General features: G+C 66.0%; 24 protein-coding genes. 3 read left to right on the forward strand and 21 right to left on the reverse strand.

Going from position 1 to position 22,752, the window contains the following annotated elements:
* Positions 1-27 precede the first annotated feature (27 nt).
* From JQ592_RS01015 to JQ592_RS01035, 5 genes are all read right to left on the reverse strand, one after another.
* On the reverse strand, positions 28-1,032 hold the full coding sequence (locus JQ592_RS01015; protein WP_211401068.1) for an ABC transporter ATP-binding protein: 1,005 nt from the start codon (positions 1,030-1,032) through the stop codon (positions 28-30).
* The gene (locus JQ592_RS01020) at positions 1,029-2,042 is read right to left on the reverse strand and encodes an ABC transporter ATP-binding protein (RefSeq protein ID WP_211401069.1); all 1,014 of its coding nucleotides are present in this window, start codon (positions 2,040-2,042) and stop codon (positions 1,029-1,031) included. The genes JQ592_RS01015 and JQ592_RS01020 overlap by 4 nt, the downstream gene beginning before the upstream one ends.
* Before the next feature lie 2 nt (positions 2,043-2,044).
* Positions 2,045-2,938: an ABC transporter permease gene (locus JQ592_RS01025; protein WP_211401070.1), complete on the reverse strand. Its 894-nt coding sequence runs from the start codon at positions 2,936-2,938 to the stop codon at positions 2,045-2,047.
* A complete protein-coding gene (locus tag JQ592_RS01030; protein ID WP_211401071.1) occupies positions 2,935-3,885 on the reverse strand; it encodes an ABC transporter permease in 951 nt (316 codons plus the stop codon). Before JQ592_RS01030 ends, JQ592_RS01025 begins: the two co-directional genes overlap by 4 nt.
* Positions 3,886-4,160: 275 nt before the next feature.
* Positions 4,161-5,582, reverse strand: a complete 1,422-nt coding sequence (locus JQ592_RS01035) for an amidase (protein WP_211401733.1) — start codon at positions 5,580-5,582, stop codon at positions 4,161-4,163.
* A gap of 121 nt (positions 5,583-5,703) precedes the next feature.
* Between JQ592_RS01035 and JQ592_RS01040 the strand changes: the two genes are divergently transcribed.
* Positions 5,704-6,591, forward strand: coding sequence for a LysR family transcriptional regulator (locus tag JQ592_RS01040; RefSeq protein WP_211401072.1), 888 nt, complete (start codon positions 5,704-5,706; stop codon positions 6,589-6,591).
* Positions 6,592-6,598: 7 nt separating this feature from the next.
* Here the strand turns inward: JQ592_RS01040 and JQ592_RS01045 are convergent, their stop codons facing one another.
* From JQ592_RS01045 to JQ592_RS01115, 15 genes are all read right to left on the reverse strand, one after another.
* Positions 6,599-7,534, reverse strand: a complete 936-nt coding sequence (locus tag JQ592_RS01045; protein WP_211401073.1) for a carbohydrate kinase family protein — start codon at positions 7,532-7,534, stop codon at positions 6,599-6,601.
* A gap of 6 nt (positions 7,535-7,540) precedes the next feature.
* On the reverse strand, positions 7,541-9,187 hold the full coding sequence (locus JQ592_RS01050) for an FGGY-family carbohydrate kinase (RefSeq protein ID WP_211401074.1): 1,647 nt from the start codon (positions 9,185-9,187) through the stop codon (positions 7,541-7,543).
* A gap of 39 nt (positions 9,188-9,226) precedes the next feature.
* Positions 9,227-10,000 (reverse strand): SDR family NAD(P)-dependent oxidoreductase, encoded by a 774-nt coding sequence (locus tag JQ592_RS01055; protein ID WP_211401075.1) that lies wholly within the window; start codon positions 9,998-10,000, stop codon positions 9,227-9,229.
* A gap of 30 nt (positions 10,001-10,030) precedes the next feature.
* Entirely contained in the window at positions 10,031-11,038 is a 1,008-nt protein-coding gene (locus JQ592_RS01060; protein WP_211401076.1) for an ABC transporter ATP-binding protein, read from the reverse strand.
* An 11-nt stretch (positions 11,039-11,049) separates the two neighbouring features.
* Positions 11,050-11,880 (reverse strand): carbohydrate ABC transporter permease, encoded by an 831-nt coding sequence (locus tag JQ592_RS01065; RefSeq protein ID WP_211401077.1) that lies wholly within the window; start codon positions 11,878-11,880, stop codon positions 11,050-11,052.
* A gap of 4 nt (positions 11,881-11,884) precedes the next feature.
* A complete protein-coding gene (locus tag JQ592_RS01070; protein ID WP_211401078.1) occupies positions 11,885-12,757 on the reverse strand; it encodes a carbohydrate ABC transporter permease in 873 nt (290 codons plus the stop codon).
* Positions 12,758-12,852: 95 nt separating this feature from the next.
* Entirely contained in the window at positions 12,853-14,196 is a 1,344-nt protein-coding gene (locus tag JQ592_RS01075; RefSeq protein WP_433996388.1) for an ABC transporter substrate-binding protein, read from the reverse strand.
* Between the two features lie 292 nt (positions 14,197-14,488).
* A complete protein-coding gene (locus tag JQ592_RS01080; protein WP_183241259.1) occupies positions 14,489-15,439 on the reverse strand; it encodes a sugar-binding transcriptional regulator in 951 nt (316 codons plus the stop codon).
* A gap of 6 nt (positions 15,440-15,445) precedes the next feature.
* A complete protein-coding gene (locus JQ592_RS01085) occupies positions 15,446-16,108 on the reverse strand; it encodes an HAD family hydrolase (RefSeq protein WP_211401080.1) in 663 nt (220 codons plus the stop codon).
* A gap of 67 nt (positions 16,109-16,175) precedes the next feature.
* Positions 16,176-18,092, reverse strand: a complete 1,917-nt coding sequence (locus JQ592_RS01090; protein WP_211401081.1) for a nitric oxide reductase activation protein NorD — start codon at positions 18,090-18,092, stop codon at positions 16,176-16,178.
* Between the two features lie 10 nt (positions 18,093-18,102).
* Positions 18,103-18,915, reverse strand: a complete 813-nt coding sequence (locus JQ592_RS01095; protein ID WP_211401082.1) for a CbbQ/NirQ/NorQ/GpvN family protein — start codon at positions 18,913-18,915, stop codon at positions 18,103-18,105.
* Between the two features lie 62 nt (positions 18,916-18,977).
* Positions 18,978-20,324, reverse strand: a complete 1,347-nt coding sequence (locus JQ592_RS01100; RefSeq protein WP_211401083.1) for a cbb3-type cytochrome c oxidase subunit I — start codon at positions 20,322-20,324, stop codon at positions 18,978-18,980.
* 98 nt (positions 20,325-20,422) lie between these two features.
* On the reverse strand, positions 20,423-20,875 hold the full coding sequence (locus JQ592_RS01105; protein ID WP_018647685.1) for a c-type cytochrome: 453 nt from the start codon (positions 20,873-20,875) through the stop codon (positions 20,423-20,425).
* Positions 20,876-20,970: 95 nt separating this feature from the next.
* Positions 20,971-21,231: a cytochrome C oxidase subunit IV family protein gene (locus tag JQ592_RS01110; RefSeq protein ID WP_211401084.1), complete on the reverse strand. Its 261-nt coding sequence runs from the start codon at positions 21,229-21,231 to the stop codon at positions 20,971-20,973.
* A 2-nt stretch (positions 21,232-21,233) separates the two neighbouring features.
* On the reverse strand, positions 21,234-21,809 hold the full coding sequence (locus JQ592_RS01115; protein WP_211401085.1) for a cytochrome c oxidase subunit 3 family protein: 576 nt from the start codon (positions 21,807-21,809) through the stop codon (positions 21,234-21,236).
* A gap of 170 nt (positions 21,810-21,979) precedes the next feature.
* On the opposite strand from JQ592_RS01115, the gene JQ592_RS01120 reads away from it, so the two are divergent.
* Positions 21,980-22,135, forward strand: coding sequence for a hypothetical protein (locus JQ592_RS01120; protein ID WP_091892367.1), 156 nt, complete (start codon positions 21,980-21,982; stop codon positions 22,133-22,135).
* A gap of 11 nt (positions 22,136-22,146) precedes the next feature.
* Here JQ592_RS01120 and JQ592_RS01125 read toward each other — a convergent pair whose 3' ends face one another.
* The gene (locus tag JQ592_RS01125; protein ID WP_211401086.1) at positions 22,147-22,293 is read right to left on the reverse strand and encodes a hypothetical protein; all 147 of its coding nucleotides are present in this window, start codon (positions 22,291-22,293) and stop codon (positions 22,147-22,149) included.
* Between JQ592_RS01125 and JQ592_RS01130 the strand changes: the two genes are divergently transcribed.
* The gene (locus tag JQ592_RS01130) at positions 22,292-22,717 is read left to right on the forward strand and encodes a cupin domain-containing protein (protein ID WP_211401087.1); all 426 of its coding nucleotides are present in this window, start codon (positions 22,292-22,294) and stop codon (positions 22,715-22,717) included. The genes JQ592_RS01125 and JQ592_RS01130 overlap by 2 nt on opposite strands.
* Positions 22,718-22,752 lie beyond the last annotated feature (35 nt).

Raw genomic sequence — 22,752 nt, forward strand, 5'->3', positions numbered from 1 at the left:
AAGCCTACGCCAATCCTGCTCCGAACACTAACCTTCCATGGCGGCTAGCGGCAACGCCATCACGGCCTCCGCCTTGTGACAGGCGGCAAGGTGTCCCTCGCCCACCTTGCGTAGCTCAGGCAGGGCCTCGCGGCAATGCTGGTCGGCAAGCGGGCAACGCGCGACATAGGGACATCCGGTCGCGGCCGCCGATTGCGAAGCGATCGCCTGGGCCCCGCGCCGGCGCCGGCCGCCCCCGGCGCGCGCCCGCGGCACGGCATCCAAGAGCGCCCGCGTATAGGGATGGGCGCAGCGCTCGAAAAGATCTTCGGGGCGTCCCTGCTCGACGATGCGGCCGAGATACATCACCGCGACCTCGTCGCAGAGATAATCAACGACGGCGAGGTCGTGGCTGATCAGGATGTAGCTGAGGCCGAACTGCTCCTGCAGGTCCTGCATCAGGTTGAGCACCTGGGCCTGCACGGAGACGTCGAGCGCGGAGACCGGCTCGTCGGCGACGATCAGTTTTGGTTGGGTGATCAGCGCCCGCGCAATCGCGATGCGCTGGCGCTGGCCGCCGGAAAATTCATGCGGATATTTGTCCATGTCGGCATCGCGCAGGCCGACCTGGCGCAGCACCGCGGCGACGCGGTCGCGGAAGGTGGTGCGGTCGGCGCCTTCCAGTACGGTCAAGGGCTCGGCGACGATGCGCGCGATGGTCTGGCGCGGATCGAGTGAGCCGTAGGGGTCCTGGAACACCATCTGGAAATCGCGCCGGGCGCGCCGCAGCTCGCCGGGGGCGATGCGGTTGAGATCGCGGCCGAGCAGCGCGACCTGGCCCGAGGTCGGCCGCTCCAGCGCCATCACAACGCGCGCGAAGGTGGACTTGCCCGAGCCGGACTCGCCGACGATGCCGAGGCTCTTGCCGGCATGGACCTGCACGCTGACGCCGTTGAGCGCGCGCACCTGCCCGGGCGGACGAAACAGGCTCTCGCGCGGCAGCGTGTAGCGCTGCTCGAGATCCCTGACGTCGAGAAGAGGCGCGGTGCTCATGCGGACAGCGCTCCGACATTCGCAGCCATCGAGACATCCGTTCGGATGCAGCGCACGAAATGGCCGGGCCCGACGTCGACCATCGGCGGCAGCGCGACGCGGCACGCATCGATCACGAGCGGACATCGTTCCGAGAAAGTGCAGCCGGCCGGAAGGTCCGCCAACTCCGGCACCGTGCCCGAGATCGTCTTCAGCCGCGTGCCCTTGCGCGCACCGAGCTTCGGCCGGGCGCGGAACAGGCCCTGCGTGTAGGGATGGCCCATGCGGCGGAACACCTCGTCGGTCGGCCCGCTCTCGACGACGGTGCCGCCATACATCACCATCATGCGCTGCACGTTCTCGGCGATGACGCCGAGATCGTGCGAGATCAGGATCATCGACATGCCGCGCTCCTCGACGAGATCGGCGATGAGGTCGAGAATCTGGCCCTGGATGGTGACGTCGAGCGCGGTGGTCGGCTCGTCCGCGATCAGCAAATCGGGCTCGCAGGCGAGCGCCATGGCGATGGTGATGCGCTGGCGCTGGCCGCCGGAGAACTGGTGCGGATAGGCATCGACGCGACGCGCCGGATCGGGCAGCCCGACACGGTCGAGCAAGGCGATCGCCTCTTTCCGCGCCTGCGCCGCCGAATATTTCTTGTGACGCCGCAGCGGCTCGGCGACCTGGTTGCCGATCGTGTGCATCGGGTTGAGCGCGGTCATCGGCTCCTGGAAGATCATGCTGATGCGGTTGCCGCGCAGGCGGCAGTAATCCGCATCCGGCAAGCCCGCGAGATCGTTGCCGTCGAGCCTGATGCTGCCCGTGACGAGCGCGCTGTCAGGCAGCAGGCCCATCAGCGACATCGCGGTGACCGACTTGCCGCAGCCGGACTCGCCGACGAGCCCGAGCGTCTCGCCGCGCTTGAGCGCGAAGCTGACGCCGCGCACGGCCTGCGCCGGCCCGCGGCTGGTGTTGAGGCGGACGCCGAGATTGTCGACCTCGATCAGCGGCATGTTGGAGCGCTCGCCCATCGTCATCGCTCCCGCGCCAGTCTGGGATCGAGCAGGTCGCGCAATCCGTCGCCAAGAAGATTGAGGCCAAGCACGGCGATCGCAATCGCCGCGCCCGGATAGACCGCGAGCATCGGCGACTGGAACAGCAGCGTCTGCGCATCGTTCAGCATCCGCCCCCAGGATGGTTGCGGCGGCTGCGTGCCGAGACCGAGATAGGACAGCGCGGCCTCCGCGAGAATGGCGAGCGCGAACTGGATGGTGACCTGCACGATCAGGATCGACAGGATATTGGGCAGCACGTGCTCGATGGTGATGCGGAATTTTCCTTTCCCCGAGGCGCGCGCGGCCAGCACGAATTCGCGCGCCCAGATCGCGTTGGCCGAGCCGCGCGTCAGCCGGGTCAAGGTCGGGATCTGGAAGATGCCGATCGCGACGATCGAGGTCACCATGCCGGGCCCGACGACCGCGGCGAGCATGATCGCGGACAGCACGGCCGGAAAGGCAAAGGTGAAGTCGGAGAAGCGCATGATGATCTCTTCGGTCCAGCCCCGCTTGGCAGAGGCGATCAGGCCGAGACAGACGCCGAAGGTGAGACCGATGCTGACGGCGATGATGCCGACCATGATGGTGGAGCGGGCGCCGGCGAGCAGCAGCGAGACGATATCGCGGCCGAAGGAATCGGTGCCGAGCCAATGCGCGGCCGAGGGCGGCCGGAGCTTTGAGGCGATGTCGATCTCGTAAGGCGACCACGGCGTCCAGACCAGCGACAATAGCGCGGAAGCGAGCACCAGCAGGCTGAGTGCGCCGCCGAGGACAAAACTGCGATGGCGCAGCGCGCGGCCCCAGAAGGTTTTGGCCGGCAGACGGCGCGTCGCGACGGGTGCGTCAATGGAGGTGGTCACCGGCGCGCTCACAGGTCGTGCACCTTGATGCGGGGATCGATGAAGGCATAGAGCACGTCGACGACGAAATTGACGATGACGACCATGGTCGCCAGCAGCATCACGCAATTTCGCACCACGATCAGGTCGCGGTTGGCGATCGACTGGAAGATCAGCCGGCCGAGGCCCGGCAAATAGAACACGTTCTCGATCACGATGGTGCCGGCGAGCAGATTGGCGAATTGCAGACCCATCACGGTCATCACGGGGATCATGGCGTTACGCAGCACGTGGCTCCACAGCACCTCGCGTTTGCCGAGCCCCTTGGCGCGGGCGGTGCGGACGAAATCTTCGCGCAGCACTTCCAGAACCGCCGAGCGGGTGACGCGGGCGAGGATCGCGGCCTGAACCACCGCGAGCGAGATCGCCGGGAGCAGCAGCGACTTGATGCCGGGCCAGATGCCGTCCTCCCAGCCGGCGAAGCCGCCGGCCGAAAGCCATTGCAGCCGCACCGCGAACAACAGCACCAGCAGGATCGCGAACCAGAAATTCGGCAGCGCGATGCCCACTTGCGTCAGCGACATCACGCCGACGTCGCCGAGCTTGTTGTGGTTGGCAGCGGTGTAAATACCGGCCGAGAGCGCCAGCGTCACCGTGATCGTCATGGCCATGATCGCGAGCGGAATGGTGAGCACCAGCCGCTCCGCGATCAGGCTCGCAACCGGCGTGCCGTAGACGTAGGAATTGCCGAGATCGCCGACGACGAGGCCCTTGATCCATTGCAGGTAGCGGACGGGAAGCGGCTGGTCGAGCCCGAGCTTGACGGTGAGCGCGCGCACCGCGTCCGGCGAGGCGTCGGCCCCCATCAGCATCTGCGCGGCATTGCCCGGCAGCGCATCCAGCACCAGGAAAATGATCAGCGATGCGCCGACCAGCGTCGCCAGCAGGGTCAACAGACGTCGGAGGACAAAGACGCTCATGTGCTCCAACTCCGACGTCGTCCTGGCGAAAGCCAGGACCCATTACCCCAGGGAGCAATTTGGCGAAGATTGGTCGTCCGATACTGGCACCGCCCGTCACCGATAAATTCCGCGGTATGGGTCCTGGCTTTCGCCAGGACGACACCGAGGAGGTTGCGGGCACCATGCCGCATTAGGACAAAGACGCTCATGTGCGCTCGGCTTCAGGGCTCATCCGTCGAACGATCAACATGTCCGGACCGCCGAGGCAAGGGCTTTGCTGCGTGCGCATGACGTCATTCCGGCCAGCGGGACAGGAGGCCGCTCGAGGCCTCGAACAGTGCGCTGACGCGCAGCAAGTCCGCATCACCCCGGAAGCGGCCGACCAGCTGAAGCCCGATCGGCAGGCCGTCGCGGGCAAAGCCTGAGGGAAGGCTGACGGCGGGATGCCCGGTCATGTTGAACGGCATGGTCCAAGGGAACCAGTTCGGCCGGACGCTGTCGAAATGCGCCCCGTCGATCTCGATGCTGCCGAACAGATCCTGCTTGATCGGCAGCGCCGTGCGGGTGAGCGTCGGCATCGCCAGAAAGTGCCCACGCGCAAGCAGGGATTGCACGCGGCGGAACAGCGCGGTGCGCGCGAACATCGCCTCCTGGTAGTCGACGCCGCTGACCTCGGTGGCGAGCGCGAGCTGCTTGAGAAAGGCCTCGCTCAGCTCGTCGCCGTGCTCGGCCGCGAGCTTGGCAAAGCGCGTGCGCCAAACGGTGTGGTTGATGGCGCGCCAGATCGGCTCGATGTCAAAGCCCTCGCCGGAGAATTCCTCGAGCTCGGCGCCGAGCCCGGCCAGCCGGTCGAGACTCGCCTTGAAATTGGCGGCGACCTCGGCGGAGACGGGGCGGCCCGGCGGCGTCAGGCAATACAGGATCCGCAGCCCGCGCAGGTCGCCGCGCGGGGCGGCGGTGCCGATGAAGTCAGGCACGGGCACGCCGATCGACCAGGGATCGATAGCATCCTCGCCGGCCATCGCCTGCATCATCAGCGCGGTGTCGGCGACGGTGCGGGTGGTCGGCGTGACATAGGTCTGGTTGCCGAAGACATCGAGGGCCTGGCTGTGCGGGATCACGCCGTTGCTCTGCTTCAGGCCCACCACGCCGTTGCAGGCGGCGGGAATCCGGGTCGAGCCGCCGCCGTCGGTCGCAATCGCCAGCGGCGCGATGCCGCTCGCCACCGCCACCGCCGCGCCGCCGCTGGAGCCGCCGGAGGAGCGGCAGGCGTCCCAGGCATTGCGCGTGCGGCCGAACAGCGGCGAATCCGTCAGGCACTTGCTGCCGAATTCCGGCGTCGTGGTCTTGCCGATCAGGATCGCGCCTGCCCTGCGGAGCCGCGCCACCGCCACGGCATCCTCGGTCGGCACATTGTCCCTGTAGGGAACGGCGCCGAAGGTGGTCTTGACGCCGCGGGTGTTGACGATGTCCTTGACGGTGACGGGGATGCCGTGGAGCAGGCCGAGCTGTTCGCCCGCCATCATTTTGCGCTCGGCGGCGCGGGCCTGCGCCATCGCCTCGTCGCCGCAGATCGTGATGAAGCAGTTCAGCTCGCCCTGGAGCGCCTCGGCGCGGGCGAGCACGGCACTGACGATCTCGACGGGGGAAATCTTCCTAGCGGCGATGAGGCCGCGCAGCTCGGTCGCGGACAGCAGACAGGGATCGCCGTTCATCGTCACATCACGCTCCGAAAGCCCGCCACCGTTGGCAGGCATTGACAGCGAGAATGACAGTTTTGTTAACTCGTCGTCCAATACGATTTTGGTCGCCAACTCATACGTTTTCGGTATGCCAATGGATCTTCGCCGGCTCCGCTATTTCGTCGCCGTCGCCGAGGCGCGCAGCGTCGGCAAGGCCGCCGAGCGGCTGCGGATGGCGCAGCCGCCGCTCTCGGTGCAGATCCGCAAGCTCGAGGCCGAGGTCGGCGCGCCGCTGTTCCGCCGCGGCACCCGCGGCATGGACCTGACCGAGGCGGGCCAGGCGCTGCTGGTGCGCGCCAGCGAAGCGCTGGCGCTGGCGGCCGACGGCATCGAGGCCGCGCGCGCGGTCGCATCCGGCAAGCGCGGGCGGCTCTCGGTCGGCTACATGTTCGTGCTGGCCAATGCGATCCTGCCGCGGCTGATCCCCGAGCTGCGCCGCTCGGTGCCCGGCGTCGACCTGGAGTTCGCCGAGCTCAGCGCATCGACACGCGAGGCCCGGGTGCTCGATCGCAGCGTCACGGTCGCGCTGTGCATGCCGGCGATCAACCATCCCGAGATCCAGGTAGCGCGGATCGGTGCGCAGCGCTTCATGCTGGCGATGCCGGCCAGCTCGCCGCTCGCGCGCCTCAGCTCCGTGCCGATGGCCCGGCTGCACGGCCGTCCGCTGATCGCGCTGCCGCATCCGGACCATGGTCCCGCATCGTCGGCCGTGGTCCCCCTGCTGCGCCGGCACCAGGTGGTGATGCCGATCGCGAGCCGGGTGGAGACGGTGCATTCGGCGATGAGCCTGGTTCTCGCCGGTGAAGGTTTTGCCATCCTGCCCGCCTGCGCGCAGCTCGGCGCGCCGCGCGGCATCGTGTTCCGGCCGCTGCGCGACGCCACCGACTCCCTCGACATCGCGGTGTGCTGGCGGCGGGATTCGCAGAGCCCGCTGATCGAAACCTTCATCAAATGCGCCGAGAAGGCCGTCGCGCGGATGTGAAGCAGCGCTACGGGCTCCAGCCGATCTCATGGCTCCAGGGCGGATCGGCGCCCGGGCGGGTGCAGGTCAGGCCGGCGCAATTGGCGGCAAAGGAGAGCGCGCGGCGAAGCTCCTCAGTGCTGATGTCCTTGAGCCGCTCGCGCGCGATGCGGCCCTGCTTGTGCAGGGCGAACAGCAGCGCGGCCTGAAAGCTGTCGCCGGCGCCGATGGTATCAGCGACCACGACCTTTGGCGCGGCGACTTCGATCTGCCCCGCGGCCGCATGCCAGGCGATGGCGCCGTTGTTGCCGCGGGTGATGACGACGAGGCTCGTGCCCTGCCCCAGCAGCGCGCTCGCGCGCTGATGATAGGGTTCGTCTCCGAAGAGATAGGCGAAATCGACATCCGACATCTTGATGAGATCGGCGCTTCCCGCGAACTCCGCCATCCGCGCGAGATAGGCCGGCTTGTCCTTCACCAGATTGGGGCGGCAGTTCGGATCGAAGGAGATCGTCGATGCGGCCCGCGCGTCTGCGATCAGGGCTTTGGTTTCGGCAGCTCCCTGGTCGTTGACCAGCGTGGTCGAGCCGACATGGAGGGCCTCGACCATATCGAAGGGAACGGACCCGCGCCGGTAGGTCCAGCTCCGCGTCGCGGTCTCGGCATCGTAGAAGGCGTAGTGCGACTCGCCTGCGATGATCCGCACGAAGGCGAGCGTGGTCTGGTGATCGCTGCGGGTGGCGAGATCGAGCGCGACATGCGAGGCGATTGCGTGGTCTGCGATCATCCGCCCGAACAGGTCGGTCGAGATGCCGCCGACGAAGCCGGTCGGCGCGCCCAGCCGCGCCATGCCGATCGCGACGTTCAGGCATGAGCCGCCGACCGCGGGCATCACGGCCTCGCGCCCCTCCATGTTTCGCGTCGGCACGAAATCGATCAGCGCGTCGCCGCTGGCAATCATCATGTCTCTTCAACCTCTGGCGATGTCAGCCATCGCGGCACGGCTGCCGCGATCGACCTCGCGCAGCAGCTTGTAGACCTCACGCTTGCGCGTGTGAAAGGCGGCCATGTCGGGCGCGGTCGGCTCGCTCTTGCGTCCCAGCGCCGACATCCTGGCCATGGTCTCGCCGATCGAGGCATAGGCGCCGCCGGCGACCGCCCCGAGCATGGCCGCGCCCAGCAGCACCGGCTCCCGGGTCTGCGGCAGCGCGACCGTGAGGCCGGTCGTGTCGGCCATGATCTGCCGCACCAGCGGGCTGCGGCTGGCACCCCCGCCCATGATCATGATGCTGGAGCGGACCCCATGCGCCGCAAAGGCCTCGATCACCTCGGCAAGGCCATAGGCGAGACCGCAGAGACCGGCGACGAACAGCCGCTCCATCGAGGCGATATCGGTGTCGAGATCGAGACCGGCGATCACCGCGCGCGTATCAGGATCGGCATAGGGTGAGCGGTTGCCGATGAATTCGGGCAGCACATGGACGTCACGCGCGAGCAGCGCGGCGCGGCTGGCATCGCCGGCGCGCGCGATGATGCGGCGTTCGAGGAAATCGATGAGGTCGAGGCCTTCGCTGCGCGCCGCCGCGCTCGCATCAGTGTGGCCGGGATGCGACTTGAGCAGATGGTCGATCGCAGCGCCCGCCGCCGATTGCCCGCCCTCGTTGAGCCAGAACTCCGGCACCATGCCGGAATAATAGGGCCCCCATACGCCCGGCACGAAGCATGGCTCCTTCGTCGTCGCCATGATGCAGGCCGACGTTCCCATGATGTAGGCGAGCCGGTCACTGACATCGGCCGCGCCGCCCGCCCCGTCACGCCCTCCGATCGCGCCGATACCGCCGGCATGGGCGTCGATCAGCGAGGCGCCGACCGGGGTGCCCGGCGTCAGGCCGAGCTCGGCTGCGGCCGCCGGCGTGAGACCCGTACCGAGGCGCGTACCGGGCGCGACGATCTCGGTGCCGATGCGGGCGTATTTCTCGGCGACGAAGTCGGACAGACCGATGCGCTTGAAGAACGGCGCGCTCCAGCCGCCGCCGTCATGCGCCAGATAGTTCCACTTGCAGGTGACGGTGCAGGTCGAGCGCTGCAGCGAACCGGTCGCGCGCCAGGTCAGATAGTCGGCCAGATCGAAGAAGTGACCGGCGGCGTCAAAACTCGCGCGCAGATGCCGTTTCAGCCATAGCAGCTTCGGCATCTCCATCTCGGGCGAGATCGAGCCGCCGACATAGCGCAGCACGGCATCCTCGGTCTCGTTGATCAGCCGCGCCTCGGCCGTGGCGCGGTGGTCCATCCAGACGATGACATTGCGCTGCGCCTCTCCGGAGGCGCTGACGGTGAGCGGCTCGCCTTGCGGATCAAGCACCACAAGGGAACAGGTCGCGTCGAAACCGATGCCGCCGATGCTGTCGGGCGCAATCGCTGCTTCCGCCATCGCCGCCCGCACCGATTTGACGCAGGCCTCCCAGATGTCCTGGGATGACTGCTCGACGATGTCGCCGGCCTCATGCCAGATCCGGATCGGATGCCTGGCGGTGGCAAGCAAGGTACCGGCCTCGTCAAACACCCCTGCCCGTGTGCTCGTGGTCCCCACATCGACGCCGATATACGCTCGCGGCATTGTCGCTCCCGGAAGCTCTCGTCAGTTTTGACGGTAAGCCTACCAGCAAGTGTAGCCGCCATCCACCAGCACGATGCTGCCGGTCATCAGGCTCGCGGCCTCGGATGAGAGGAACAGCACGACGGAGGCGATCTCCTCGACCTGCCCCATCCGCGCCATCGGGGTTCCACCGATCCAGGCGTCGTACATCTTCGGATTGCTCTTCACGAAGGCATTGAGCGGGGTCTCGATGTAGGTCGGCGCCACCGCGTTGACGCGGATGCCGCGCGCGCCCCATTCGGCGGCCAGCGACTTGGTCAGATGGTGCACGGCGGCCTTGGAGGCGTTGTAGAAGCACTGCTCCTGCGGCTTGTTGACGATGAAGCCGGACATCGAGCCGACATTGACGATGGCGCCGCTTTTCGCCTTCAGCATGTGCTTGCCGAACTCGCGGCAGCACCAGAAGGTGCCGTTGAGATTGACGTCGATGACGTTGAGCCAGTGCTCGTCGGTGACGGTCTCCGCCGGCGTCTCGCTGCGCGCGATGCCGGCATTGTTGACGAGGATGTCGACCCTGCCGTGGCGGGCGACGAGATCGTTCGCGACCTCGGCCACGCGCCTGGTGTCGGTGACGTCCATGATCGCGGTCTCGATGTCATAGCCTTTCGCTTTCAGTTCGGCTTTCGCGCTGTCGGCGACCTTGCTGTCACGGTCGCCGATCACGACCCGGGCGCCGGCCTCGGCCAGCGCCTCGGCGCAGCCAAGGCCGATGCCCTGCCCGCCACCGGTGATGAATGCGGTCTTGCCGCTCAGCTTGAATTTTTCCAGGTACATGGTGGTCTTTCCGTTTCTTGCCGTTTCTTGTTAGCCTCGAAGGGCATTGCCGCCGCTGTCGAAGCGGTGAATGCGCTGGGGATCCGGCACCAGCGAGACGCGGTCGCCGGCGTGCAGGCTCAATTCGCCGATGTAGCGCGCCGTCAACATGCCGAGCGGACCGGCATCGACGTAAAGGAAGGTGTCGCTGCCGAGATGCTCGGCCACCGAGATCGTTCCCTGCCAGCCCCCTCCGCCGTCCCGCTCGATCTTCAGATGCTCCGGGCGCACGCCGATCGTGGCGGCACCGCGTTGCAGGGCGAGCTCGCCGGTGACGAAATTCATCTTGGGCGAGCCGATGAAGCCGGCGACGAAGAGGTTGGCGGGCCGCTCATAGAGCTCCAACGGCGAGCCGTATTGCTCGATCTTGCCGCCGTTGAGCACGACGATCTTGTCGGCCATGGTCATGGCCTCGACCTGGTCGTGGGTGACGTAGATCGCGGTGGTGCCGAGCTGCTTCTGCAGCCGCGTCACCTCGATGCGCATCTGCACGCGCAGCGCCGCGTCGAGATTGGACAGCGGCTCGTCGAACAGGAACGCCTTGGGCTCGCGGACGATGGCACGGCCGATCGCGACGCGCTGGCGCTGGCCGCCGGAGAGCTCGCGCGGCTTGCGGTCGAGATAGGGCGTGAGGTTGAGCGTCGCGGCGGCCGCCTCGACCTTGCGATTGATCTCGTCCTTCGGCAGCCCCACCATCTTGAGGCCGAAGCCGATATTGCCGCGCACGCTCATATGCGGATAGAGCGCATAGGACTGGAACACCATCGACAGTCCGCGCTTGGCCGGCGGCGTATCGACGACGTTCTTGCCGTCGATCAGGATCTTGCCGCCGCTGACGTCTTCGAGCCCGGCGATCAGCCGCAGCAGCGTGGTCTTGCCGCAGCCGGATGGACCGACGAACACCACGAAGGAGCCATCGGCGATGTCGAGGTCGGCGCCCTTGATGATGTGCACGGGGCCGAAGGATTTCTGCACGCCCTGAAGTGTGATCTGACCCATGGCAGCCCCTCTTACTTCACCGCGCCAAAGGTGAGCCCGCGCACGAGCTGCTTCTGGCTAAACCAACCGAGGACGAGAATGGGCGCGATCGCCAGCGTGGACGCCGCCGACAGTTTTGCCCAGAACAGCCCTTCCGGGCCCGAATAGGAGGCGATGAACGTGGTCAGCGGCGCAGCGTGCGAGGTCGACAGGTTGAGCGTCCAGAACGCCTCGTTCCAGGCCAGGATCAGGTTCAGCAGCAAGGTCGAGGCGAGCCCCGGGATCGCCATCGGCGTCAGCACATAGACCAGTTCGCGGCCGATGGTGGCGCCGTCCATGCGCGCGGCCTCTAAGATATCGCGCGGGATCTCCTTGAAATAGGTGAACAGCATCCAGATCACGATCGGCAAGTTCCCGAGGCAGAGGATGAAGACCAGGCCGATGCGGGAATCGAGCAGACCGAACGTCTTGTAGATCAGGTAGATCGGCACCAGCACGCCGACGGGCGGCATCATCTTGGTCGAGAGCATCCAGAGCAGGATGTCCTTGGTGCGCTTGGTCGGCGAGAACGCCATCGACCAGGCCGCGGGGATTGCGATCAGCAACGCAATCAGCGTCGAGCCGCCGGCGATGATGATCGAGTTCATCGCGTGGTGGAAATAGTCGCTGCGCTCCTGCACCGTGGCATAGTTCTCGATGGTCCAGTGGAAGAACAGGAAGGACGGCGGAATGGCGAAGGCCTCGAGCTCGGTCTTGAAGCTCGCCAGCACCATCCACAGGATCGGGAAGAAGATCAGGAAGCCGAACAGCCAGGCCATGGCCGTCGATATCACCACCCGCCGTGTCGTCGCCATTCGCGCCATGACTTCAGGCCTCCAGGTTGCGGCCGACGATGCGGACGAGGAAGAAGGCGACGATGTTGGCGATTACCACCGCGACGAGCCCGCCGGCCGAGGCGCTGCCGACGTCGAACTGGATCAGCGCCTGCGCGTAGATCAGGAAGGCGATGTTGGTGGTCTGCAGGCCCGGTCCGCCGCCGGTGGTGACGAAGATCTCGGCGAACACCGTCAGCAGGAAGATGGTTTCGATCAGGATCACCACCGTGATGGGGCGCGCCAGATGCGGCAGCGTGATGTAGATGAAGGTCGAGACGGCGCTGGCGCCGTCCATCTCGGCGGCCTCCTTCTGCTCCTCGTCGAGCGATTGCAGCGCGGTGAGCAGGATCAGCGTCGCAAACGGCAGCCACTGCCAGGCCACGATCAGGATCACCGAGAACAGCGGCACGTCGTTGAACCAGTCGACCGGCGTCAGTCCGACCAGTTTTGCCAGCCAGGCAAACAGGCCGGACACCGGGTGCATCAACAGGTTCTTCCAGACCAGCGCACTCACCGTCGGCATCACGAAGAACGGCGCGATCACCATCAGCCGCACGAAGTTGCGCCCCACCACGGGCTGGTCGAGCAGCAGCGCCAGGGGAATGCCGAGCAGGATGGTCAGCGCCAGCACCGAGCCGACCAGCACCAGCGTGTTCCGGAGCGAGGCGAGGAAGGCGGGATCGGTGAGGAAGTAGCGGAAGTTTTCCAGCCCGATGAATTCTTCCGAGCCGGGATCGAGCAGGCTGTAATGCAGCGTCGAGAAATAGATCGTCAGCGCCAGCGGGACGATCATCCAGATGAACAGCAGCCCGACGGCCGGGGTCAGGAGCGACCGTGCAAGGAATTGCGTCTGCCGGGTTGCCATCCCTGGCTTCTCCTCTGCCGGGAAGAAGAAGGCGGCCATCCGTCCGGGGATAGGTGGATGGCCGCAAGTTTGAGCTCAGGAGGGAGAGCTCGGGTTCACTTGATGTAGCCGGCGCGCTTCATCTCGCGCTCGGTTGCGGATTGGGCGGCCGAGAGCGCCGCGTCGACCGTGGTCGATCCCGCGAGCGCCGCCGAGAACTGCTGGCCCACCTGGGTGCCGATGCCCTGGAATTCGGGGATCGCGGCGTATTGCACGCCGACGTAAGGCACCGGCTTCACAGTCGGCTTGTTGGGATCGGCGGCGTCGATCGAGGCCAGCGTCAGCTTGGCGAACGGCGCGACCTTCAGATAGTCCGGGTTCTCGTAGAGCGAGGTGCGCGTGCCAGGCGGCACGTTGGCCCAGCCCTCCTTCGACGCCACCAGCTTGGTGTAGTCCTTGCTGGTTGCCCAGGCGATGAACTTCTCGGCAGCTTCCGTCTTCTTGGAGCCGGCCGGGATCGCGAGGTTCCAGGCCCACAGCCAGTTGGCGTTCTTGCCGAGCCCGGTGTTGGGCGCGAGCGCGAAGCCGACCTTGTCGGCGACCTTGGAATCCTTCGGGTTGGTGACGAAGGACGCCGCGACCGTGGCATCGATCCACATCGCGCATTTGCCGGCGTTGAACAGCGCGAGATTCTCGTTGAAGCCGTTGGAGCTCGCGCCGGGCGGGCCGGCTTCCTTCATCAGGTTCACATAGGTGGTGAGCGTCGTCTTCCATTCCGGCGTGTTGAACTGCGGCTCCCACTTCTCGTCGAACCAGCGCGCGCCGTAGGAATTGGCCATCGCCGAGAGGAAGGCCATGTTCTCGCCCCACCCCGCCTTGCCGCGCAGGCAGATGCCGTAGGTGCCGGCGTTCTTGTCGGTCAGCTTCTTGGCGGCGTCGATCACGAAGTCCCAGGTCGGCTTTTCCGGCATCTTCAGGCCGGCCTTCTCGAACAGGTCGGTGCGGTACATCACCATCGAGCTCTCGCCATAGAACGGCGCGGCGTAGAGCTTGCCGTCGGCGGAGACCGCATCCTTGATCTTCGGCAGGAGGTCGGCGACGTCGTAATCGGCGCCGAGATTGGCGAGCGGCACCAGCCAGCCCTTCTTGGCCCAGATCGGCACCTCATAGGTGCCGATGGTGAGGACGTCGAACTGGCCGCCCTTGGTGGCGATGTCGGTGGTCACGCGCTGGCGCAGCACGTTCTCCTCCAGCGTCACCCATTTCACGGTGATGTCAGGGTTCTTCTTGGTGAATTCACCCGTCAGCCCCTGCATGCGGATCATGTCGCCATTGTTGACGGTGGCGATGGTCAGGGTCGTTTCGGCCATCGCGGGGACGGCCAGCAGAACAGACGCGCCGCAGACGGCGCCGAGGACGTGTTTCACGGTGACCTCCCTTGGATTCGCGCTTTTGAGCATATGCCCACGCGTTGAGCGTATGTTCAACGCAGGCACGGTGCTTGTCAAGCAGTCGCGAGGGCGTTCCAGCAACTTATGAGTGCTGCGGTGCGGGAGGGATGGAAGGTCAGTGCCCCACCCACGACTGTCATGCCCCGCCACCGGGTCTCGCCTACGGCGAGCCCGATGACAGGCTCCGGCGGGGCATCCAGCACTCCGTGCAGTGAGTTGTTTGCCCCGAGTTAGGCCGCGGCGTACTGGATCGTCCGCCTTCGCGGACGATGACAGCGGAGCAAGTGGAGGGATCGCGCCCCTACCGCTCCAGAATCGCCCTTGCCGTCGCTTCGTCGGTGATCAGCCCGTTGATCAGGCCGCCGCTCAGCGCGGCTGCAATCGCCGGGACCTTGGCGGCGCCGACCGCGGCGCCGATGGTCGTGGTCTTCGCCGGCACTTCCGGCGGGATGCTGGTGAGGCGCTTGTTGGTACCGGCCTTGAGCAGGCGTCCCTTGGCATCATAGGCCCAGCCCGTGATCTCCCCGATCGCCCCCAGGCGCATCATCTCGAACAATTCGTCGCGGGTGACGAAGCCGTCGACGTGCACCTGCGCCTTCTGGTCCATCTGGCCGATGCCGACGAGACGCAGATCAGCCCTGGCCGCGACCGCCTTGACCTTCGCGATCGGCTCTATGCGCACCATCTTGTTGCGCTCGTCCTCCGACGACATCAAGAACGGCAGCGGCATCGGATAGTGCCGCGCGCCGGTGCGGTCGGCGAGCCGGCCGACGGTGTCGTAGAAGCTCGCCGAGCCGTCGGCCGAGATGTTGCCGACCAGCGAGACGATCTGGTGATTGGGCCGGTCGATCGGCGTGACACGCTCGACCGCGGCGCGCACTGCCCTGCCCGTGCCGAGCGCGACGATGACGGGCGTCTCCGAACGCAGCGTGGAATCGAGCAAATTGGCGCAGCGCTCGGCAATGCCTGCGGTTGCCTGCGGCGCGGCAGGATCGGCCGGCACCACCTCGCAATGAACGAGGTTGAACCGTTGCTTCAGGCGCGCCGCCAGTTCCATGCAGGCGGCGATGGGATGTTCGAGCCGGAAGGTGATGAGCCGCTCGGCGAGGCAGAGCGAGACCAGCCGCTGCGCCGAGGCGCGCGAGACCTGGAGCATCTTTGCGATCTCGTCCTGGGTGTGGCCGGCAATGAAATAGAGCCAGCCGGCACGCGCGGCGTCGTCGAGTCTCGACTTGTCGTTCTCGGCGGCCATGCCGGCTTACATCTCCCAGAAATCGCTCATGCGCGCGAAGACCCGATCGGCCCCGGCGGCGGACAATATAGCCCGGCCGTCGCGGCTGCGATAATGGCCGCCGCCGACAAATCCCCAGACGGTCATGCCGGCCGTCTTGCCCGCCTGCACGCCGCTGACGCTGTCCTCGATCACCAGCGTGCGTGAGGGCGGTGTGCGCATATTCTCGGCTGCATGGAGAAAGAGATCGGGCGCCGGCTTGCCGTGCCTGACCATCTGCGCAGTGTAGATCCGGTCGCCGAAATGTGCCCGAAGACCGGTGACGTCGAGCGAGAGCGAGACGCGGTCGATGTCGCTGGACGAGGCCACGCAGAACGGCACGGTCAGCCCCGAGATCACGGCCTCTACTCCGGAGATCGGTTCGAGCGATACGGCAAACGTCTCCAGCACACGCGACTTCAATCGCGGCAGGAAGCCATCCGGCACGATCTGACCGAGATCGCGGTAGTGCTGCTCGACCGCCCTGGTGCTACGCCCGAGGAACAGCTCGAGCGCCTGCTCCTCGCTGAGCACGAGACCGAATTCGGCCAGCACCTCGGACAAGCAGCGACAGCTCAAGAGCTCGCTGTCGACGAGCACGCCGTCGCAGTCGAAGATGATCAGATCGGGTTCTGGCCGGCCCAAGTCCATCCGGCCATTCGATCATATACCCAAGCGATGAGCAATAGCTCACGCGGCGCCGCGGCCGTTCCCCGCATCAATGCGCCACCTGCCGGTAGATTGCCGGCAGCGCCGCGGGCAGCCGCTTGATGTTGCCGACGATCGCATAACCGCTACGCCCGAACAGCGTCGGAAAATAGGATTGCGCCGCCGCGTCGATCGTCACGCCGAACACCGCGATACCGAGCCGGCGCGCCTCCTGCACGGACTTCCTGGTGTCTTCGACCGCAAAGCGCCCCTCGTAATGGTCGACGTCGTTCGGCTTGCCGTCGGTGAGAACGAGCAACAGCTTCTTGCGCTGCGGCTGGCGCGCAAGCCCGGCCGAGGCGTGGCGGACCGCCGCGCCGATGCGCGTGTAATAGCCGGGCTTGAGCGCGCCGATGCGGCGCTCGACCACGCCGCTCATCGGCTCGCCGAACGCCTTGACCGTTTCGAGCCGCACCCAGGAGCGCCGGCGCGAGGTGAAGGTGAGGATGCTGTGGTGATCGCCGCAGGCCGACAGGCCGTGGGCAAGCACGAGCAGCGCCTCCTTCTCGACGTCGAGCACCCGGTAGCCATTGGCCCAGGCATCCGTCGAGAGCGAGACGTCGACGAGCAGCGTGACCGCGAGATCGTGCCCTTGCGGGCGCATCGCCATGTGGACACGATCTAGACCATTGCTGCTGCCGGCGCGGAGGTCACACCTCGCACGGACCAGCGCGTCGAGGTCGAGATCGTGGCCATCCGCCTGGGCGCGCATCAATTCGTGGCGCGGCCGCAAGACCTCGAAGCGGCGGCGCACCTGGCGGACGTGCCGGCGCATGGTCTCGTCGGGCGTCCAGCTTTCGCCGGTCTCAGAAGCGGTAGATGCGAGCACGCGGCAATGATCGGGCAGGTAGGCGCTGCTGCGATAATCCCATTCGGGATAGGTCAGCTCCGCGTTGAGGCGCGAGGCATCGAGGGCCTCCGGCGGCAGGTCGAGATCGAACTTGAACCGGCTCGCCGGCTTGCCGCTGCGGCGGCTGAGCGTGATCTCCTCGAGATCGTCGGCAGCCTTCTGCGCGTCCTCGTCCTCGCTGTCGTCCGCCGGGCGATCGACATTGATCATCTCGGCCATCGCCAGGATCTTCTCGAAGCGGTTGAGCACGAAGGGATCGCGGCGATTGGTCCCGTCCTCGCGCTCGCGCACGGCAAAGCGCTTGCGATTGTCCTGAGCTACCGGCTCCGCACCAGCAGCGCATTCGTCCTCACCCGCGTGTGCGGGCAACAGTTCGCGCGTCCAGCAATCGCCCCACAGCGGACACGGCAGGATGGAACGATAGCCCGGCGGCGCCTTGTCCGGCAGCGGCGCCGTTCCCATCATCGCCGGCCACAATTGTCCCGCAGGTGCGGGTCCGGCGCCGAGCAACGCGAGAACGATCTGCTCGATCTCCTGCTCGATGCGCGGCAGGGGGCGCCGCGGCCGGGCCTCGGCGGTCGCGGCGGCAAGCTGCGCGTAGTCGGCGACGAGCCCGGGAAACTGCGTGAGCACGAAGACCGCCGTTTCGGCGGCGCGGCGCAACACTAGCAGATCGCGCCGGAGCGGATCGGTCTCGGCGATCGCCTCGACCGGCGCGACCGCGAACCATGCCGCGAGCCAGCGATAGAGCGCTGCATTCAGCGCGCTGTCGGGAAAGATCGCGATGCTGTCGGGAAGGAAGATGGTCGCGGCGTCGCGGCCCGGCTGCTCGAGGCGCTCGTCACCGAGACCGATACGTTGCCGCCAACCGAGCCGATGCCCGGACTTGCGCGCGCCGGCGCTCGCGATCTGCACGCCCGTCTCGCCGCCGAGGGCGCGGAACATCACCGCGAGCCTGTTTCTCATCGCGGCAAGCGAGACCGCGTAATCGGCATGAACCGGATAGCTGGCGGTGCCGCCGACCATCCGGTGCCAGGCACGGCCGACCGTCTCCTCCAGTTCGAGGAAGTCGAGCATCGGACCCGCCTCACCCGATCACGGCGCGTGCGACGTCGAGCAGCGCCGCCTTGACGTCGGCATCGTCGGTCAGCGGCTCGATCATGCCAGCCAGCACGGCATCGGCCGTCGGCATGCCGGCGGCCATCAGGGTCGCGCAATAGACCACGAGCCGGGTCGAGACGCCCTCCTCCAGATCGTGGCCCTTCAGCGCGCGCAGCCGGCCGGCCAACGCAACCAGCGGCCGCACGCGATCCGGCGACAGTCCGCTCTCGGCCGCGACCACCGCGATCTCCTGCTCCGGGGCTAAGAAGCCGAACTCGATGGCGACGAAGCGCTGGCGGGTCGACGGCTTCAGCGCCTTCAGCAGCGTCTGGTAGCCGGGATTATAGGAGACCACGAGCATGAAGCTGTTCGGCGCGGCGAGTTCCTCGCCGGTGCGCTCCAGCGGCAGGATGCGGCGGTCGTCGGTGAGCGGATGCAGCACCACCGTGACGTCCTTGCGCGCTTCCACGACTTCGTCGAGATAGCAGATGCCGCCCTCGCGCACCGCGCGCGTCAGCGGACCATCGCTCCACACGGTATCGCCGCCGCGCAGCAGATAGCGGCCGGTGAGATCGGCCGCGGTGAGATCGTCGTGGCAGGCGACGGTGTGCAGCGGCAGTCCGAGCCGCGCCGCCATATGCGCGACGAAGCGGGTCTTGCCGCAGCCGGTCGGCCCCTTCAGCAGCACCGGAAGCTGATGCCGCCAGGCGTGCTCGAACAGCGCGCATTCGTTGCCGCTGGCGACATAGGGCGGCAGCGCTGGTGCCGGCGCCGTGACGGCGTGAAGGACAGCTTTCATGGTCATTCCTCGCAATTCACATTGAGACGGCGGCCGCGGCGAACCGCGGCCGCCATGTGCGTTTACTCGGCCGGTTGCAGCGCGGCTGGAATGGCCGCCGTCTTCTCACGGCCCGGCACCAGCACGGCCCACACGAACATCAGCGCCGAGATCGCGACGAACACGCCGGAGCCGAGCCGGATCCAGTAGAAGAAGGCGAGCTGGTCCTGCACATCCATGTAGCTCTGGCCGAGGATGCGCTGCAGATGAACCTGGATCACGCCGGCGAAGGTCAGCGCGAAGGTCATGGTCATCATGGCCGTGCACATGATCCAGAAGCTCGCCATGCTGAGCCACTGGTTATAGGGCGCACGTCCCCTGATCTGCGGGATCGCATAGGCCATAACGGACAGATTGAGCATCACATAGGCGCCGAAGAAGGCGAGATGGCCGTGTGCGGCGGTGACCTGCGTGCCGTGGGTGTAATAGTTCACCGAGGACAGCGTGTGCAGGAAGCCCCAGACGCCGGCGCCGAGGAATGCCATCACCGAGCAGCCGACCGACCACAACAGCGCGGCGCGGTTCGGATGCTTGCGGCCGGCCTTCCAGGTCATCTGCACCGTGAAGATCACCATGGTGAAGAAGGGCGCCACTTCCAGCGTGGAGAACAGCGAGCCGATCCACTGCCAGTAGCCGGGCGCGCCGATCCAGTAGAAGTGATGGCCGGTGCCGAGGATGCCGGAGAATAGCGCCAGCCCAATGATGACATAGAGCCACTTCTCCACCACCTCACGGTCGATGCCGTTGAGCTTGATCATGAGATAGGCGAGCACCGAGGCCATGATCAGCTCCCAGACGCCCTCGACCCAGAGATGGACGACGTACCACCAGTACATCTTGTCGACCGCGAGGTTCGCCGGATTGTAGAAGGCGAACAGGAAGAAGATCGCAACGCCCCACAGGCCGAACAGCAGGATGTTCGTGACCGTGGTCTTGCGGCCCTTCAGCGCCGTCATGGTGACGTTGAACAGGAACATCAGGCAGACGACGACGATGCCGACCTTGATGATGAAGGGCTGTTCGAGGAATTCGCGGCCTTCGTGATGGTGGAAGAGATAGCCGACCACGGCCACGCCTGCCGCGCCGAAGAACATCCAGAACTGGATCTTCGCGAGCAGCGGACTGTAGAGCTCGGTCTCGGTCTCCTCAGGCAGCAGGAAGTAGGTCGCGCCCATGAAGCCGATCAGCGACCACACGATCAGCGCGTTGGTGTGGATCATCCTGACGATGTTGAACGGCAGGAGCGTCGACAGGGTGTTGGGCAGGACGTAGATGGTTCCGGCGAGCAGGCCGAACAGGACCTGGGCCAGGAACAGCGTCAGCGCGCCGTAGAAATACAGCATCGCGACTTTCTGGGTTTGGTACTTCATCTCAGGTTCTCTCTGTCTTGAAAGAAGAATGCTGCGCCTTCTTGTTGTTTGAGCATGATCCTTTCGGAAAACCGCTTCACACTTTTCCGGATCATGCTCTAGCCCGCCTTGTTCGGCGGCCATTCCTGGCGCTTGATCGTCGAGGTCCATTGCAGGAAGTCGGCGAGATCGTTGAGCTCCTGGTCGGTCAGATTGAACTGCGGCATCTGCCGCCGGCCCGGTGCGCCCGAGGGCTGCGCCTGCATCCAGGCCTTCAGCGTCTCGCGCGCGCCGGCCGGATCCTCCTTGCCGCCCCAGCGATCCCAGACGTTGCCGACCTCGGGGGCGAAATAGGCGCCCTCACCCAGCAGCGTGTGGCAGTTGATGCAGGAGTTCTTCTCCCAGACATGCTTGCCGCGCGCGACCGACGACGTCAGCGTCGTCGCGTCGGTCGAGCTCGTGGCCATGTAATAGTGGCTGTGCGCCGTCAGCCCTATGAAGATGGCGAAGAAAAAGGCCGAGCCGCCGTAGAACACGTTTCGAGCGGCCGACTTGGTCAGGCGTTCAGCCATTGCCAATCCTTTCCGGTTGTTTCCCTAGAGAATGCGATGCTGCGATTTATTGCCGCTTTGCCCGGCCCGTTCTTTGTCAGGGCGCAATGAGCGCGTCAGATCAGGGGGACGACGGCGGAGGTGAGCCAGGCGAGCAGCAGCACGATCAGGATCCAGGCGCTGACGAGGCCGCGCCAGAGCGCGGGCGCCGCGCGAAGATCCATGAAGTCGAGCGCGATCCGGCGGCCCTTGATTACCGCGAGCGCCAGCAGCACGGCGTTGCCGAGCATCGCTCGCGGCATCAACGGCGGCAGCACGATGGTCGCAAGCGCGAGGCCGATCAGCGCGATCCAGGTGATATCGATACGATCCGGCATCGTCATTGCACCAGATAGAGAATCGGGAACATGACGATCCAGACCAGGTCGACCATGTGCCAGAAGGCCGTTGCCGTCTCGACGCCCAATATCCGGGCGCGGCGGCAGACCACGGCGAGAATGACGACGCCGAGGCCGACATGCAGGAGATGAAAGCCGGTCAGGAGGAAGTAGAGCGTGAAGAACGGGCTGGTTTCGAGCCCGACGCCGCGCCCGATTTCTTCGGCATATTCAGCGAGCTTGATCGCGATGAAGAGACCGCCGAGCGCCATGCCGCCGAGAAGCCAGTATCGCGCCACCTGCCGTTCTCCGGCGCGCACGGCCTTCGTCGCTCTTGCCGCCGCCCAGCCGCTGGTCACCAGCACGATTGTGTTGAGGCCGGCGAGATTCGAATCGAGCGCGGCCTGCCCGGCCGCGAACACCGCGGGGTGGATCGCGCGGGCGACCGAGAAGGCGCCGAGGAACAGGCCGAAGGCGGCGAGCTCGCTGAAGATCAGCACCCAGATCATGGGATCGCCGGGGAGATCTTCCAAAATTCCCCAGCCAGTTCCCTGTTGTTCGCACTCGGCCGTCGACATCGTCTTTCCAGATCAGGACACCGGCGAGACTTAGCTCACCCGTCCAGTTCGGAATTTGTCGCAGGACAAACTGGGGAATTGCCGGGTGCTTGTTTGCGCCGACGCAACGTCCGGCCGGCCGGAGCGCGGTACGAACAGCCTCAGGGTTCCCAGGAGTGGCGAGTGACGATATGAGCGACGCACAAATCGGGCTGATGACAGCGACGCCCATCATCATCGCCTTTGCGATCGCGCTCAGGCGCATGGGGGTCTTGTCGACGGTGGCGACCGTGTCGGCGGTGAGCCTCTCGGTCGCGATCGCGGCGGTGCTGTTCACGACGCAGTAGCGGCACGCGACTCAGTCGCAGTGCAGCACGCCGTTGCGGCTCTGCACAGCAAGGGGCCCCTGCTGCATGTCGGACTCGGGCAGTTTCGCTTCCTCCGTCTTGGCTTCTTTGCGTCGTGCGCTAATATTGCGGTCCACACGACTGGACGAGTTCGCCATGCCTGAGATCATCAACCTTGGCGCGCTGCAGCTGACGTTCCTACAGAGCAAGGATGACACCGCCGGCGGCCTCGATCTGTTCGAGATGACGCTACAGCCGAACGCGCGCATGCCGATTCCCCATTATCATGATCGCTGGGACGAAACGATCTATGGACTAAGCGGCATCTCGACTTGGCGGGTCAACGCCAAGGATATCGACGTGGCGCCGGGCGAAAGCCTCTTCATCAAGCGCGGCGTGGTGCACGGTTTCATCAACCGTTCGCCACGACCGGCGACCTGCCTGTGCATCCTCAGCCCAGGCGTACTCGGCCCGCAATACTTCAAGGACATGGCGGCCCTGCTATCGGCCAGCACGCCTGATCCGGCCAAAATGAAGGAAACAATGCTGCGCTATGGGCTGGTTCCTGTGATGCAATCCTAAGGATGAGTGCGGCGCGAGCGTGGTGGAGTGAGATG

The organism is Bradyrhizobium iriomotense, from assembly GCF_018129405.1.
Taxonomy (GTDB): domain Bacteria; phylum Pseudomonadota; class Alphaproteobacteria; order Rhizobiales; family Xanthobacteraceae; genus Bradyrhizobium; species Bradyrhizobium iriomotense_B.

Coding starts and splice junctions, on each gene's coding strand:
- JQ592_RS01055 (WP_211401075.1), bottom strand. CDS start 10,000: ATGTACCTGGAAAAATTCAAGCTGAGCGGCAAGACCGCATTCATCACC.
- JQ592_RS01080 (WP_183241259.1), bottom strand. CDS start 15,439: ATGGCCGCCGAGAACGACAAGTCGAGACTCGACGACGCCGCGCGTGCC.
- JQ592_RS01100 (WP_211401083.1), bottom strand. CDS start 20,324: ATGAAGTACCAAACCCAGAAAGTCGCGATGCTGTATTTCTACGGCGCG.
- JQ592_RS01060 (WP_211401076.1), bottom strand. CDS start 11,038: ATGGGTCAGATCACACTTCAGGGCGTGCAGAAATCCTTCGGCCCCGTG.
- JQ592_RS01115 (WP_211401085.1), bottom strand. CDS start 21,809: ATGTCGACGGCCGAGTGCGAACAACAGGGAACTGGCTGGGGAATTTTG.
- JQ592_RS01070 (WP_211401078.1), bottom strand. CDS start 12,757: ATGGCAACCCGGCAGACGCAATTCCTTGCACGGTCGCTCCTGACCCCG.
- JQ592_RS01050 (WP_211401074.1), bottom strand. CDS start 9,187: ATGCCGCGAGCGTATATCGGCGTCGATGTGGGGACCACGAGCACACGG.
- JQ592_RS01095 (WP_211401082.1), bottom strand. CDS start 18,915: ATGAAAGCTGTCCTTCACGCCGTCACGGCGCCGGCACCAGCGCTGCCG.
- JQ592_RS01045 (WP_211401073.1), bottom strand. CDS start 7,534: ATGATGATTGCCAGCGGCGACGCGCTGATCGATTTCGTGCCGACGCGA.
- JQ592_RS01125 (WP_211401086.1), bottom strand. CDS start 22,293: ATGGCGAACTCGTCCAGTCGTGTGGACCGCAATATTAGCGCACGACGC.
- JQ592_RS01075 (WP_433996388.1), bottom strand. CDS start 14,196: ATGCTCAAAAGCGCGAATCCAAGGGAGGTCACCGTGAAACACGTCCTC.
- JQ592_RS01015 (WP_211401068.1), bottom strand. CDS start 1,032: ATGAGCACCGCGCCTCTTCTCGACGTCAGGGATCTCGAGCAGCGCTAC.
- JQ592_RS01065 (WP_211401077.1), bottom strand. CDS start 11,880: ATGGCGCGAATGGCGACGACACGGCGGGTGGTGATATCGACGGCCATG.
- JQ592_RS01085 (WP_211401080.1), bottom strand. CDS start 16,108: ATGGACTTGGGCCGGCCAGAACCCGATCTGATCATCTTCGACTGCGAC.
- JQ592_RS01020 (WP_211401069.1), bottom strand. CDS start 2,042: ATGGGCGAGCGCTCCAACATGCCGCTGATCGAGGTCGACAATCTCGGC.
- JQ592_RS01040 (WP_211401072.1), top strand. CDS start 5,704: ATGGATCTTCGCCGGCTCCGCTATTTCGTCGCCGTCGCCGAGGCGCGC.
- JQ592_RS01110 (WP_211401084.1), bottom strand. CDS start 21,231: ATGCCGGATCGTATCGATATCACCTGGATCGCGCTGATCGGCCTCGCG.
- JQ592_RS01090 (WP_211401081.1), bottom strand. CDS start 18,092: ATGCTCGACTTCCTCGAACTGGAGGAGACGGTCGGCCGTGCCTGGCAC.
- JQ592_RS01120 (WP_091892367.1), top strand. CDS start 21,980: ATGAGCGACGCACAAATCGGGCTGATGACAGCGACGCCCATCATCATC.
- JQ592_RS01030 (WP_211401071.1), bottom strand. CDS start 3,885: ATGAGCGTCTTTGTCCTCCGACGTCTGTTGACCCTGCTGGCGACGCTG.
- JQ592_RS01130 (WP_211401087.1), top strand. CDS start 22,292: ATGCCTGAGATCATCAACCTTGGCGCGCTGCAGCTGACGTTCCTACAG.
- JQ592_RS01105 (WP_018647685.1), bottom strand. CDS start 20,875: ATGGCTGAACGCCTGACCAAGTCGGCCGCTCGAAACGTGTTCTACGGC.
- JQ592_RS01035 (WP_211401733.1), bottom strand. CDS start 5,582: ATGAACGGCGATCCCTGTCTGCTGTCCGCGACCGAGCTGCGCGGCCTC.